This is a genomic window from Marinobacter maroccanus, from assembly GCF_002933275.1.
In the GTDB taxonomy this organism is placed as follows: Bacteria; Pseudomonadota; Gammaproteobacteria; order Pseudomonadales; family Oleiphilaceae; genus Marinobacter; species Marinobacter maroccanus.
In genome coordinates this window covers 1-14,427 of sequence record NZ_PSSX01000018.1, presented here as the reverse complement: position 1 = coordinate 14,427, position 14,427 = coordinate 1, and the positions used below count along the sequence as shown (strand labels likewise).

At 51.3% G+C, this 14,427-nt stretch carries 12 protein-coding genes; 6 read left to right on the top strand and 6 right to left on the bottom strand.

Going from position 1 to position 14,427, the window contains the following annotated elements:
* Positions 1–8 precede the first annotated feature (8 nt).
* From KEHDKFFH_RS16340 to KEHDKFFH_RS16320, 5 genes are read left to right on the top strand one after another with little or no spacing between them, the layout of a single operon-like run.
* Entirely contained in the window at positions 9–839 is an 831-nt protein-coding gene (locus tag KEHDKFFH_RS16340; protein ID WP_091643658.1) for a conjugal transfer protein TraF, read from the top strand.
* Positions 839–2,218 (top strand): conjugal transfer protein TraH, encoded by a 1,380-nt coding sequence (locus KEHDKFFH_RS16335; RefSeq protein WP_104322897.1) that lies wholly within the window; start codon positions 839–841, stop codon positions 2,216–2,218. Before KEHDKFFH_RS16340 ends, KEHDKFFH_RS16335 begins: the two co-directional genes overlap by 1 nt.
* The gene (locus tag KEHDKFFH_RS16330; protein WP_104322896.1) at positions 2,215–5,478 is read left to right on the top strand and encodes a conjugal transfer protein TraG N-terminal domain-containing protein; all 3,264 of its coding nucleotides are present in this window, start codon (positions 2,215–2,217) and stop codon (positions 5,476–5,478) included. Before KEHDKFFH_RS16335 ends, KEHDKFFH_RS16330 begins: the two co-directional genes overlap by 4 nt.
* Positions 5,475–5,942: a lytic transglycosylase domain-containing protein gene (locus KEHDKFFH_RS16325; RefSeq protein WP_104322895.1), complete on the top strand. Its 468-nt coding sequence runs from the start codon at positions 5,475–5,477 to the stop codon at positions 5,940–5,942. Before KEHDKFFH_RS16330 ends, KEHDKFFH_RS16325 begins: the two co-directional genes overlap by 4 nt.
* A gap of 3 nt (positions 5,943–5,945) precedes the next feature.
* Positions 5,946–6,926 (top strand): S49 family peptidase, encoded by a 981-nt coding sequence (locus KEHDKFFH_RS16320; protein ID WP_104322894.1) that lies wholly within the window; start codon positions 5,946–5,948, stop codon positions 6,924–6,926.
* On the opposite strand, the gene KEHDKFFH_RS16315 is transcribed toward KEHDKFFH_RS16320, so the two are convergent.
* Genes KEHDKFFH_RS16315 through KEHDKFFH_RS16295 form a run of 5 tightly spaced genes read right to left on the bottom strand, consistent with a single transcriptional unit; the run spans position 6,927 to position 12,679 of the window.
* Entirely contained in the window at positions 6,927–7,292 is a 366-nt protein-coding gene (locus tag KEHDKFFH_RS16315) for a hypothetical protein (protein ID WP_104322893.1), read from the bottom strand. It lies immediately after the preceding gene.
* A gap of 4 nt (positions 7,293–7,296) precedes the next feature.
* On the bottom strand, positions 7,297–7,761 hold the full coding sequence (locus KEHDKFFH_RS16310) for a hypothetical protein (RefSeq protein WP_104322892.1): 465 nt from the start codon (positions 7,759–7,761) through the stop codon (positions 7,297–7,299).
* A gap of 11 nt (positions 7,762–7,772) precedes the next feature.
* Positions 7,773–10,562, bottom strand: coding sequence for a MobF family relaxase (mobF, locus tag KEHDKFFH_RS16305; RefSeq protein ID WP_104322891.1), 2,790 nt, complete (start codon positions 10,560–10,562; stop codon positions 7,773–7,775).
* Complete coding sequence (gene traD / locus KEHDKFFH_RS16300; protein WP_104322890.1) at positions 10,562–12,397, bottom strand: type IV conjugative transfer system coupling protein TraD; 1,836 nt, start codon at positions 12,395–12,397, stop codon at positions 10,562–10,564. The genes mobF and traD overlap by 1 nt, the downstream gene beginning before the upstream one ends.
* Positions 12,398–12,679, bottom strand: a complete 282-nt coding sequence (locus KEHDKFFH_RS16295) for a hypothetical protein (RefSeq protein WP_091643682.1) — start codon at positions 12,677–12,679, stop codon at positions 12,398–12,400.
* Between the two features lie 303 nt (positions 12,680–12,982).
* On the opposite strand from KEHDKFFH_RS16295, the gene KEHDKFFH_RS16290 reads away from it, so the two are divergent.
* The gene (locus KEHDKFFH_RS16290; protein WP_104322889.1) at positions 12,983–13,264 is read left to right on the top strand and encodes a hypothetical protein; all 282 of its coding nucleotides are present in this window, start codon (positions 12,983–12,985) and stop codon (positions 13,262–13,264) included.
* 87 nt (positions 13,265–13,351) lie between these two features.
* Here the strand turns inward: KEHDKFFH_RS16290 and KEHDKFFH_RS16285 are convergent, their stop codons facing one another.
* Positions 13,352–14,218, bottom strand: coding sequence for an ArdC family protein (locus KEHDKFFH_RS16285; RefSeq protein WP_104322888.1), 867 nt, complete (start codon positions 14,216–14,218; stop codon positions 13,352–13,354).
* Positions 14,219–14,427: the final 209 nt, after the last annotated feature.

Sequence of the window (14,427 nt, the reverse complement as noted above, 5' to 3'; positions counted from 1 at the left end):
GCCAACCCATGAAATTTGTACTGACACTGCTCTTGCTCGCTCTTGCTGCCTCACAGGCAAACGCCATCCAGCAGCCGAACCAGGATACTCAGATCAAGGGGTATCACTGGTATGAAGAACCGGTTAAGCCTTCTAGCGAAGAAGATCCCGATAAGAAGGAGAGGCAACCACTTCCTCCACCGCCACCGGCAGCGGAGATGATGGATATGCACCCGGATGACTTAAAAGCCATGCTCGAAAACTACCTGAAGGAAGCTGTTTGGCTTAGAACTCCGGAGAGTGTACTTGCCTATTATCGAATTCAGGATGTCGTGCGCCGCAAGGCTGCCGGATTTACGGCCGTGTCCAACATGGTCATGCTGCAAAATCCAACTCTCAGCGGTGCATCACAGTACCCGATTACTTCCCCAGGCCGAAAAGCGGAACTTCAGCAGCGCGCCAATAACCAGGCTCAATACCTAGAAAACTTCAGGGGCAAATATGCCCTAGCACTTTTCTCGACTGAAGAGTGCCCGTACTGCTCGCCTCAAAGAAACATTCTCAAGTTAGTGTCAGATCGCACCGGGCTTGAAACTACTGAAGTAAATATAAACAAAAACCCATCCGCTCAAGCGCGATTCGATGTCCAAGTGACCCCGATGGTTATTCTCATCGAGCGTAATAGCGAACGCTGGATGCCAATTGCAGTTGGGGTGGAATCAGCCACCAAAATCACCTCAAACGCATATCGCGCCATCCGCTATTTGAGAGGCGAGACATCTCCTGAGCAATTCCTCACACCCGAATATCGCCAGGGTGGATTCTTTGATCCGGGCGCGCCAAAGGGAGAATCGTTCTGATGAAAAGGCTTACCCTCCCAACCCTAATCCTTTCGCTTTCCGCGCCAGTGGCCTCCGCAAACTGGACGGATGACTGGTTTGCTTCATCCACGTCCAGTGGCGCATCAAGCTACAAGAACCAGCAACGCGGTTTCTACTCTGCAGGCTCCTATTCAGCCCGCTTCAACGTGTCCAACGACCCGCTTCTCACTATTTCGCCCCCCAGGGTATCGGCAGGGTGTGGTGGTGTTGATCTTTTTCTTGGCGGGATGTCGATGCTCGACCCGGATTACCTGGTCGATAAGCTTCAGAACATGATTCAGGCAGCTCCTGCCGTCGCTTTCGACACAGCAATGAAAGTGATGAGCAAAGAACTCTCTGAGACGATGAAAAGTTTCGAAAAAATAATCAACGACTTGAACGGAATTCAGATCAACGATTGCCAATTTGCCAAAAAGCTTGGCGAGCCCGTTGGCGATTTTATCGGGACCGCAGCCAGCAACCGTCTCAAAGCCCTGGATAGCAAGGCGGCCACCGCACTTGGGTCAGTTACAAGCTGGTATGAAACGACTGAAAATCAAGTAGCAGCCAACCAGGAGCCATCCGTCGACGTCAAGCAGCTTACTGCCGATTGTCCGACCCAATTCAACAACATCTTCAAGACTGGCTCCCTACTACAGAATGCCGCTGACGAATTCGGTTTCCAGTACGTCGATACCATGCGCGGATTCGTGGGTGATGTGATGATCAACGCAACGGCAGCCGTGAAAGCCCCCGTCATCGAACCGATTAGCTCATGTCCCAATAACGACGAATCCAGCATTGATGATTTCGTTGTCGGCAATGCCGAAAAGAAAGTCAACGGTGCGGGTGGACCTGTTTGCCAAACGGATTCAGCGACTCCAGGCGGTCTTCTGGCACTAGTGAGCAATCAGATGAATGCGATCGCCACCAAAATCGAGAACAAAACCGCTTTAAGTGCAGCAGATGAGGCGTTCCTGACCTCTTCTCCGATCCCAATCCTGCCAATTATTGTCGATTCCATTGCACTGGGAGACAAAGCAATGGCGATCGCTCTCACGGAAGAAGTCGTCGCCTACGCCTATGCGTTTTATATGGTCGATGATCTCTACAACACCATCGACAACATGATCCGCGAAATCGACGCAGTTATGAACAGCACAGGCGCCGCCGGCCCACAATGCGACAGAACAGTTTACGCCGAGGTTGCCGACCATCTAACCGGAATAAAAAAAGACGCTTACCAATTCCGAATGGCCGCGCGAACCAGCTATCTCAAAAAAACCCAAGAGCAGATGGCACACATCGCATTTACCGCTGCCCAGGCTAAGCGACAAGAAGAAGTTCTTCGGCGCAATGCAGAGGACATCACTCAATGAAGCGCACACTTCCGATAATCGCTCTGATCCTCGTGGCAGCGCTACCAAGCACAGCGTTTGCCCTGGATATGGATTTCTATACCTATGACGGCTTCACGGAAACGGTAAACGCCTTTAAACGCATTTCACTGGTATTTGCGAATAATCAGTACACCACATTATTCGCCGTGGCCGTGGTACTCGGCCTGTTACTCGGTGGTTTGTTCACAGTCGGTAAAGGCATCATTAATTTCCAACAGTCGGCCACTGGCCTCAGCCTGTCCTGGTTAATGACGACCTTAATTGGCGTGGCTGTCTTTAAAGCATTGATCACTCCCACCGGCACTGTGCATGTATATGACCCGGTCCGAAATGCCTATGAAGCTGTGCCAGACGTTCCTGATTTGATTGTTTTGGTCGCTGGTATGACCAACAAAGCGGAGCGGGCAGTTCAAGAGATTGTGGATGCCTCGGCCGCTCATCCCTACGGGACAGAGGGAATGGGTGTTGGCTTCGAGCTCCTGCTCAACGCAACGTCGGATAAAACCTTTTCCTCCGATTATTACCTCCAGAAGTCTATCCGACAGTATTTCAAAGACTGCTCAAAGCTTGCACTTGTCCTTCCCAGCTACGCAGTGGATCTTGCCGAGATTAAAAGCGGCACGGACGACTTGCTGAACCAGTTAGCCGATATGAAATCGCCTGCGATGTTCACGACCATGTATTCCTCTGGCGCGGGCAAGGCCGGCACAGTGATGAGTTGTTCAGACGCTTATGACAATGTCCTGGCGCCGGCTCTAAACGCCGCGCCAACATACGATGAGCACCTGAATTCCGTTTGTACCAAAACCGGCTTTGATATAGCCGTACCCGCACAAAAAACAGCGTGCGAAACAAAGATTCAAAACATGAATCTTAACGTGTTTGGAGCCGCAGCCGCCCCACCTGCGCAATTGCTTAGAAACGTGGTCATTAGTAATGCAATCGCCAGCGTTATGCTTGATGAAAACCCAGATGCGGGGATCCGCGCCTTAACCAACCGGTCCATGGTAAACAACGGACTTGGAATTGCTGTTAGCGCGAACGAGTGGATGCCAAAGATTAGGGCTTCAGTTACCGCCATAGTGTTGGGACTGATCCCGATTCTGGCACTTTTCATTGTGACGCCACTATTCCCCATGGCCCTGAAGCTTATCGTGGCTCTTCTCGGCTGGATAATGCTCTGGGGGGTCATGGATGTGATCTTGGCACAAATTGCGGTCGACCAAGCCTACGATGCCGTTGACGAAATTCAGCGTCACAACATGGGGCTATCCGCAATGTTCCTTGCCCCCGAAAGTGCAACCCAGGCGCTTTCTCTTTTTGGAAAAGCCCGCGGCATGGGTATCACCATTTCGGCTTTCATCGCCGCCATGCTCTTCAAGATGTCGCCCTATGGCCTGACGTCTCTGGCTGGAAATTGGTCGGGGCATGCTGACGGCGCAGGCTCTGACGCAGCAAACAAAGCTCAGTCCCCTGTAGAAAGCATGAACCATTTGAATTCGCTTGCGAGTGCTCGCGGATCCGCAAACCTCATGGCCGAGACCGGGTGGAACAATATCGCCTCTGTTTCTGAGCACAATCAAGCAGAAAGCCACTACCGAGGCCTCGAAACGATGTCTGGCATGGCAGATCTTGGCCACACCAATCCGATCACCTCGGGTAAAGCATTGGGCGCATATGGAGCCGGTGGAGTTGTGGGTGGCGTTGCTGGCGCCGTGCAATCCAACGGTGGAGATAGCTCCCCTGAAGCTCTATTCACGCAGGGGCTAAACACCTCGAATGTAGAAAGCCAATCCCGTCATGGGTCTGCCGCTGGACGCCAAGAATCAGCAGCGACTATGGGCTATGGGTCTGTCCACGCCCAAGCTGCCTACGACACCGCTCTTGCCGTTTCCAATACAAGCGCCGACAACTTGCGCACAGGCACTATGTTGGATCGCATCATCCAACAGCATCCTGGAATGGAAAAAGGAGAAGCTTTCGAAGCTCTTGCGATGGCGAGAAACGCCGATCTTTGGGGGCAACTGGACTCTACGAATTGGCACCCGAGTGAGTTGGTTACTTTGGCTGAATTTACTTCCAATTTAAATAACTCACAAACCAGGGGTGTAATGGGTTATATGGCCGAAACTGGAATAACTCCCTCTGAGATTTATGAGTCTGTGGGTGCTAAGCGAGCGGCTACCGCTCACGGCGAAAAGGTAGCCTTGGATGAGCTAACACCGCAACAGTTCGCAGTGGCTAGCGCCTTCGAGAACATCAAGCAAGTTGCGTATGCCGAAGCAGGCGTTAACCAGGGAATCAACCAGGAAAATGGTGTTGAGGGTTACTTGCGGGATTCTGCTCGTCTTCAGCACGCCAGCACTGGCGCTGGCATTGAGCGCGCAAACACCCTTGAAGGGAAAACCGGGTGGTCTTGGGAAGAACAAGCACAAAGAGAAACATCCGCCAATTTTGGCTCCTTTTACTTCTCCCAAGAGGAAATGCAGAAGGGAATTGATACAGGCTGGTTTACAGAACAACAGGTTGCTGCAAGTCCTAATGGGGCCCGAGTCACCCTGGCCACGGACGGCAGCGGTGGCGTGATAAATAGCAGCGCCCTTTCCGGCCATAGCGCTACCCACGACGATCGTATAACCAAGGATAGCCGTTATTCTGAAACTGACTCTGTCTACATCGACACTGGCGGTCGAGTTGACACACCAAGTCTTGCCCACCTCGCTCTTAGCAGCGATCCGGAAGATACCCGTAACCTGGCCAATATTCTTGAGAAAATTCAGGGAGACGGCGAAGAGGGTAACCGCTTCGCCGCGATATCCCGCCTTACCCAAGTCCTGGATTCTATTAACACCAGCACAATTACTGGTGACGACAGTATTGGTACCCGAGCTGAAGGCGGTGTTTCCACTGGCATGCTAGAAAACTTTGGTATCACTGGATCGATCACGGGCCACACCAGTACCGGCATTCAAGAAACAGAAAGTACCAACATGAACCGCGAACGAATTACGCGGATGGCTGAGCAAACCTTTGAAATTTTGAACGGCGATGAAGTCCGTCCTGGAGAGGATGCATCAATGGCCGCCGCAAAATATGTTCAGTCAGAATTCCAGTCCTATAAAGCCGAAAGCCGAGATGAGGCTCAAACAGCATTCGATTTCTTCTCCAACCTCGATGACCCGGAAATCAATCCCCAGCAGGAAGATAACGGCGTTGACAGGCGAGGACGGCGCCGATGAGAAAACACTTTCAGGCATTCTTATCAGTTGCACTAACCCTAACTCTCTCCGGTCACGCCATCGCTGACATTGATAACTGTTTCATGGAAGCCGCCGGCCGCTACAAGGTCCCGGCAAAGTTATTGAAAGCAATTGCTCTTGTGGAAAGTAATAACAAGACCGATGCGATCAACGGCAAAAACAGTGATGGCTCCAGGGATTATGGATTAATGCAGATCAACTCCCAGCATTTAGAACGGTTGCAGCCCTACCGCATAACAGCTCCTGTTCTGGTTCGCGATCCTTGCACCAATATCCATGTAGGCGCCTGGATCCTTGCCGAAAACCTCGTCACCACAAAAGGTAACCTGTGGGCCGCCGTGGGAGCCTATAACGCAGGATTCTCAACCAAACCAAAAGTACAGAAAGCCCGCCGAAAGTATGTGGCGAAAGTCCGCAATGCCCTTCAACGTATTGGAGAATAGAATATGGAACCGCAAAAAAGCACGGAACAGACCTTGATTGAGGCCTTTACGCAACAGCAACGGGCGTTCGCCGATGCAATAATGACAGAGACTCGAAAGACGCGGCGTAGTGCGAACTGGCGAACCTTTGCGTTCGTTCTGGTGATTGTGTCCATATTCGCAATCAACTTGCTCTACAGCACAGGGATTGTTGGGGGCACCACAATTCCAAAAGACGGCAAATACGTCTCACTCGTGCGCCTGGACGGACCTATCGAAGCAGGCAAGCCAACTTCGTTCCAGCAAATAGAGAACCACCTTTACCAGGCGTTTCACGACAAGGACGCTAAAGGCGTTCTTTTGGTCATTAATTCGCCGGGAGGCACGCCTGTCCAATCGCATAAGCTCTACAAATATCTGCAGGACTTAAAGGAAGAGACTGGCAAGCGTCTGGTCGTTCTGGGTGATGATATGCTCACTTCAGGCGCCTATATGGTCGCAGTCGCAGCCGACAAAATATTCGTGAACCCTTCAACTCTCACAGGGTCGATTGGCGTGTTTCAGCAGTCGTTTGGATTCAAAGATCTTGCTGATAAGGTTGGCGTTCATGCCCGCACCGTTGTTGCCGGTGAAAATAAGCGCAGACTGGACCCTTTCCTTGAAACTGATCCAGAAGACCTTCAAAAGGTTCAATCCGTGCTGAACGACATACATCAGCAATTTATCTCAGTAGTGAAGGATTCTCGCGCTGACAAGCTAACTAGCGATCAGAATCTGTTTACCGGGGATTATTGGACAGGACACGAAGCTGTAGAGCTGGGATTAGTAGATGGAATCGCAACCTATCATGGCGTTCTTGAAAAAGAATTTGGAGCGCAACATGCGCTAGATTACACGCAGAAACCAGGCTTATTTTCAAAGCTGCCAAGAGTGGCTGAGGCTTGGCTGGAAGATGCCACGCTGAACATTCTAAACAGCGCTACAAATTCGATACCACGCCTCTAATCACCCTTGCCAATTACAAGCCTCACGTAAGTGGGGCTTTACCCTTTCCATAGCATTAGTCGATTTCCACTCACGACCATAAAGGATATTTTTTTCGATTTCTTTGTACTCACCGTAACTAATGAGCTCCCCGAGCTCATACACAACACAAGCACACCGCTGTTGATCCACTAATGAAATCTCACGACTCGCACCGGCAAGCCCCTCCAAACAGACCTGGTTGAGCTTGGTAATGCTGGTAACTTCCTTTATGGTCCGCACATCGTAGACCCCATCAGAAGATCTCGTAGGTTGTTGTCCCGATACTTGAGAAGTGCCAATGAGCAGAGTCACACACGCCACCCATCGCGCAATTTCCTTTGGCATATCCTTATCTCCTGTGTTTTCCCGTGTTTCCATTGGAGTCTTCTAATGCTACCTGCACTCCACCTCTAACGATGTCACCTTGTATCGCTAGGATTTCTCTAGGGTAAATCACTGGCCAGAAGCAAAATCCAAAAAAGCCAGTAAAAATAACCATCATCATCGGCGGCAAGACCAGGTGCATATCTGCCAGCATAAAATCTGGATTATTATCTGAAGAAAGCCCTGGTGTGAAAAAAAGGATGGCGATCACAGCCGCAACCACACCCACTGCACGCAATATGCCCCGGGTGAAGTGACAGAATACCCCAAACACCACGGCCAAAGGCACTGCCATTAAAATACCCGCTATAGCCGCCTCATTTACGCTCAGCTCAGGAAAAACCACAGCTTCGGTTACAAACCAAGCCCAAAACGCCATACCAAGCGTCGGCGCGACGACACTTTTCATAAACCCTATTGTGTAAAACATGCTCCATCCTCCTAAAGCGACATTCCTTTATCCGGACTATTCTTGGCCTTTCCAAACGTCTTATCGAAGACATCCTTAACTTTTTGAGCAACCTTCTCCATCCTGGTTTCTTTAACCAGGCCATCAGCAGCAAACATTTTCTCGACGCTCACGTTGCGACCTTCCAAGGCACTCGTTTTCTCGCCGGTACGCTCTTCAATACCTTTGGTGAGCTTGGCTCTATCGTCGGTATAAATCCGAGCATCTTCTTTAGCCCTGGACAATCCAACATAGAATGATTTCTGATTAACGAGGTTGCGCCGCCAACTTTCTGCCAATGCCATTGCGGATTTGTAGGTCTGCCCCTGGGCAGAAACAATTGTTGAGGCATAAGCATGGTCCCAATGTTTATCCTCTTTCAGGTCCAGCGAGATTCGACGCCCATCCTGAAATTTTATTATGGCCGTTGACCCATCGATCCGCTCAATTTCCCCCTTTGCACCGTTCTTAAGATCCCGGTCCTTGTCAGTCTTGGTCCACCTTATGCGATCACCCTCTGCCAGGCGCTTATCTTCTTCACGATAAACCTCGACCCCATGCTTGGCACGACCAGCAACTTTATCAGGTCGCCACTCAACTTCCTGACCGTCCTTGTTAGCAAATATTACCTTTTCGCCGTCAACACGAAGGACTTTGACCAATTCATTTCGTTCAACCCCAATGGTTTTAAAATCCCTCGCAAACTGAACCAAATCACCTTTCTGGTAGCCCCGTGAACTTCCTTTTTCTACCCCTGTAAGCCCCAGACTCACCAACGCCTTTAATTCGGCTTTATCTTTCCCCAGGTCGCCAGATTGTTGCAGCTTCTCTCGGATGCCCTGATTCACAACAGCCCGCGTTTCATTATCCGGAACCATCAAAAGTGTGTCTGAGCGGTCCCTGGCGGTCATACCGGCATAGTCATCAATCACTCGTGTCACCAAAGTTTCACGATTCGGGTCTTCGTGAATCCGCCCCGCGACGTTCTTCATTGCTTTAGCAACTTGACCAACCATCGCATCTTTCACTGCTTGCAGAAGAATCGGATTGTTCTTCTGCCGCTGGATTTCAGTCATCTGAGCCGTCTTCATGCCGCCTCTTACGAGCTGCGCGAACGGTTTACCCCACTCAACTGAACCGATCTGCGCGTGGTCACCAACCAACGCAACTCGGGCACCTTCCTTTCGAGCGTAGGTGAGCAGATCAGCCATTTGATTAGCGTTTACCAGAGAGCCTTCATCGACAATCCAGAGCTTCTTCTGATCCAGTCCCTTTCCGCCCTTCCCTTCCTCTTCCCGCGCCAATGCGTAGAGGTGGCTGGCAAGCGTTTGACTCCGAATCCCAGAGCCTTCCATTAGCGAATCGCTTGCAGATCCTGTTGGGGCAAAACCACGGACCGAGTATCCCTTCCCCTCTGCGACCTCGCGCACCGCAGATAGCATGTAGGTCTTACCAGTACCGGCATAACCTTGAACGCCAACGACCCTATCTTTCCCATTCAAGATGGTTGTTGCACCCTCCATCTGACCCCTGGTGAAACCCAAAGATTGTCCGTATTCCTTGACCGCTCCTTTGCCGGATATCGGCTTTAATTCATTTTGGCCAGTCTTCACCAGATCTACGATATACCGCTCTTTCTTTAGAGCTTGGGGGGTGGTCAGATACGCCTCATCCCGCGAAACCCCAGTGGCCTGAAGGAGGACTTTTTCCTGCTTCAGGCTGCGTACTGCCTGTTCTACGTCCTTAATACTGTGGTTGCCTACGCCCCACGCAAGGGTCATCTTGACCAGTTCACCTTCTGAGAAAACGGCCTCACGTTCCGCCAATTTCTTATAAGCAAAAATCGCGTCGTCTTTAGCGCGGTCAGGACTGTCCCTTTCAGCACTTGGCCGCGCCTCGGGGATGGTAGGAACCGTCAAACGAGCTTCTTTAAGCTCGCTCCGCCACCGTTCCTGCAATACATCTTCTGTCGTGTACTGCTTCGAATCGCGCGTCATTAATGATGCCCTATCCATTGCTTTGGCACCCTCCAGACCCCTTTCCTTTGCGGCAGCCTCAATATCCTTTCGCCGCTTGGAATAAAGATCTCGAAGCTCCTGAGACACCTCTTGAAGCTCAAATGTGCCGTTCTTGCCGCGCTCAATGGTGTAACCGAGCTCTTGGGCTTTCATGGCAAGTTCAGATCGGTATACCTGTCCTGCAGCCACATTCGGATCGTACATTTTCCGGCTTTCGATGGATCGCCACTGACCATCATTCCTCAGCGTAGCGTTCAGTATCACGCTATGCGTATGCAATTGAGGATCCAGCGCCCTACTGGTCGTATGCGTGAATGTCGCCGCAGCGAGGTTTTCAGTGCGTACAAACTGCGAAACCCCTTCTGAGGTATTCCGGGCTCCAACCAGCTTATCTTCTATGTAACCGACAGCCGATTTGACCGCTTCTTTATGAGCGGCCATCAGCCGCTCATCACCTCCCATCAGCGCCATAATCGAAACGGATTTAGGAGCTGAAAACGTAAAATCCCAACCAGGCTTGTGTTCCAATCCACCTTTTCCGTCTGACCGTCCCAAGGTGTCTCCTGTTGGCAATCGGCCCTCCAAAGCTTGCTGGAAAACTTTTATATCGACCGGCCCCTCCAAGCCCATCAATTCGGCGCCCTTCCCAACCCATTCGCTGGGAATAACCTCTTTCTCGCCATTTTCATTTTTGCCGTAGTAATCGGCATCCTTGTAATAGGAACCAGCCTGTTTCGCGCTCCCGAGCGCCTTGATCGACAACATCAGAACAGCGCTCCGTCGACGTAATCATTTTTCTTCGACTCCGCAGGGGCGGTCGTCGTTGAATGCCCTTCTTTCGCCTCCTCAGCCGCTTCAACAGGCTCAGCCAGAGCGACCTTCAAATCCCGATGAATAAAGCCCTCAGCAATCTTCTTGAGCGACTTACGCTTGAGCTTGAACTGTGCCACTGGGAATGACCGCCCAAGCTTCAAATAGCCGACAAGATCGGGCAGAAACTGGATCTCAGTGGGTAAAACAATGGGGCGAACATGGCGCTGCCGGTTCAACGAAACACCATCACGAATGTCATTTACGCCGTAAGAAATACCTTCATTAGTCTCCAATTGTTCGATGCTTCCTAAACCAAGACTGGCCCACTTGGCCGATCGCTCTTCGTTGAACCGAAATACAGCCCAGGTCGAACACATGCCGGCCAGTGTATCGGCTTCGTCGCGACCATAGATTGACACCAATTGGGGGTAGCTCTGGACTCCCAATACCCCGCATCCACCGAACTTCCTGGACTGCGCCAGTGTGTCCGTAATCGTGGGAAGCCTGTTCAAGCTTGGCAGCTCATCGATCAGCAACCAGATCCTCCGGTCCCTGCATGGTTCCATACTCAAAATCGCAGATGATGCAGTATCCAACCACGCGGTTATTAGCGGCTTAACAACGTCCTTTTGGTCGTCTTTTCGGGTGATAAAGACCCACTGATCACCATCGTCGTTGCGCACCCATTCCTTGATAGAAAACGTCGGCCCATTATCCTGGAGGTACTTCAGCGGCCTGATGTAAGTGGCCATAACCGCTCGAACGGATGACGCCATTTTCTCAGCACCTTCAGACAGAATTGACGCGCCTTCCGTGCCTTTCAAAAAGCCGATAATTTCCTCCATATCGGCATTCAGGATTTTGTCCACTAGCAACTTATTTGATCGCTGGGGATGGGTTGCCAGCTTTCGAGCCATAGCTGCAAAAACAATCCGCGCGGCGGTCGCCCAGAAAGGATCGTTAGACTTCTGATCAGGAATGAACGAGGTCGCCAGCTGATCAAACTCATAATCCTCTTTACACTCAGTCCAGATGTCCCAAGCACGCCCCCTGGCGTCAAACGGACTCAAGATCACGTCATGCCCTTCGCGATAGAAGTTCTCGACCATTTCGCCGGATGGGTCGTAGAAAATCGCACGCTCACCCCGTTTTCGAATAACCTCCGCCATTTCTTTATAGGTGACAGATTTGCCTGTCCCTGGCGCACCCACAATCAAAAAGTGAGCCGGCTCTGAATCCTTGGGGATCGGTATATTCGCGACGGTCATACCGCCTGTTTTTGTCGCGCGCTTAATCGCTTTTGTCAGCTCCTTTGAATCGACTAGCTTCCCGCCACGAACAAATTCCTCGTTGGCAAAGTCCTCACCAGTGCTATTGAGGAATCGCCAGGCCACAAAACCAAAAACCGCCAATGCCAGAAACCCAAACACCACGCCGAAGGCCAGAGCATGTGTGCTTCGATCTAGCACTCGATGAATTTCCTGGTTCCGCAGGAAACCCACCGCCGGAATAGTCCGGCTACGACCATCGGGATAGGTAACAGATACGGTCGCATCGTCAATCTTCAGGCCTTCATATTTCACATAGGCTTCGATGTAACCGACTGCCAATGAGCGCTCAAGGGGCGTCGTTTTGACCCAATAGGTCGTCGCAATCGCCAGTACAAATAAGATCAAACAGAGCCTGGAGAATTGAACGACAACCTGCCAGATCATGCGCAAGTAATGGATGGTTGTCTGACCACCGCGCGTGAAGTTACCGATGTTGGAGCCCCTGAAAATACTCATTTAGATCATCCCCATCCGATCAAGCATTGAGCGAGCATCCTCTCGCGCCTCAGCAATCAAGCTTTCGTTTTGAGCACCCGCGAACCTCTGTGTAAGACATAGGGATTGGACCCCAATCTTTATAAGCGCGTCGATCTGCGCCTGAGTACCCTCACTGGCAGCGACACCCCGCTCAATCAAGATGCGCCACATTTCCGCCTCAGTGGCGATCCCTCGTTTTTTCGTTTCCTGTTTAACGAATGCAATCGTTTCTTCCGACACCCGAATTGAAACAGCTCTCACGGCTATAGCTCCTTATAGCTTTATATTTATTCATATACTAGTATAAAGAGCGTATGCGCGCCAGCACTACTGAAATCAGGGCCCGTACTCGGAGGCGCATACCGCATCGCCCACAGGGCGTATGCGCTCTATCCCTTGTGCCACAAGGGATAGAGTAAAGCAGCGTCAGCTGCGTAGGGTGTGACGAAACCAAGGCGACCGCGTCGCTGAGGTCCAATACCCTGCTCCATCCAGGTGTTTTTGGCATCTGGGTCTTCATCAGTAAACCAACGGTAAACCACAGGTAGACCAGGAGAGTTCGAAATGGGAAAACAATCGGTTTTTATTAAATCGCGGGAAGATACGGTAACCGTCTCTGCCAAAGTGCCGCGCTCGCTTAAACTCCGAGCCGACAAACTGCGGGATCAGATCCAGGAAATTGACGACGAACTATCGTTTGATCTTTCCGTTTTAATCCGAGACGCCATTGAAGAGGCTGTAGATAAGGGTGAGAAGGAATTAACCAGGTTGAAGAAGACTGTCGAGAAAGAGTCGAACAACGCGTTCGGATCCTCAAACTCTCAACAACCGGCGGAAACGCTCTGACCGGCTCGGCCGCCGTCCAGGTGGCCGAGCCCCGCTCAAAATTCAGACACAAAAAAAGGGCCTCGCGGCCCTTTATCATTTGCGCTCTCAGGCGGCTTTGTCCTCCTTTTTGCTTTCCTGCTCTGCCAGGTATTCAAAGCACAGATCATGTGCCTTCTGCGCCAGTGTCGCCGCTTTAAACAGGGCCTTTTTGTCAAAGTCCAGAATCCGGATCCAGTGCGCCAGGTAGCTCTTATGCTGCAAGTCACCCTGAAGTCCGATTCGGCTGCACAGCATCCAGCTACCCAACTCGGCCACCAGCTCCTCAAAAGCGTAAGCATCAGAGCCAAACTTACCGATCAATTCCCGATTAAGGCGGGTCTTGTGGCCAGTGGCGTGAACCATTTCATGCAGGCGTGTGCAGTAGTAATCCTCACCCTTAGCGAACTGTTCACGGGTTGGCATTCTGATAATGTCGAGGCTTGGGATATAACAGGCCTGATCGCCGCCGTGCCGGGTCTCAATCGGAAACGCTTCACAAATGGCCTCTGCATCCTCGATTGGGGCCCAAGTCGGCTCTGTCTCGGGTGTTTCAAAACCTTCGAACTGTTCGCGATTGAATACCGTGAATGCCTTCATCACGGCGTAGGATTCTGTCTCGCCGGTGTCGCGGTTCTCCTTCTCCATCGGCTTGAAGAAAATACAGGTTGTTCCCTTCTCACCTTTGCGGACAAAAGCGCCTTGCTGCTTGCCCTGCTGGAAAGTCATCCACTGGTTGGATCGGTAGCCTTCAGCGCGTGCGCGCATGGCCAACAAAAGAACGTTCATGCCGTTATACGGCTTTCCAGTCGTACCGTTGACCGGCATGGCAAATGATCCGTTAGAGGTCCACGGACAAACCCAGGGCTTAACACCTTCTTTCAGGGCTGCCAAAAATTCGGAAGTGATTTCTTGATAGAGGTCGCGCTTTGCCATGGTGGGAATCTCCTAACTCGCCTCGATAACCGGCGGCGAACCCGGTGGCCAGCACCCCGCTGACCATGTGGTTATTATCGGTTTTCCTTGCTCTTGTGTCAATCTCTTTGTATATCTTTGAAAGACTAAAAACCCATATGAATCAGCCCCCTTTGCGCATATTCATCTAACGCCAGGCTTGTCTTTTTCCTTGTGATGATCTTGATTGT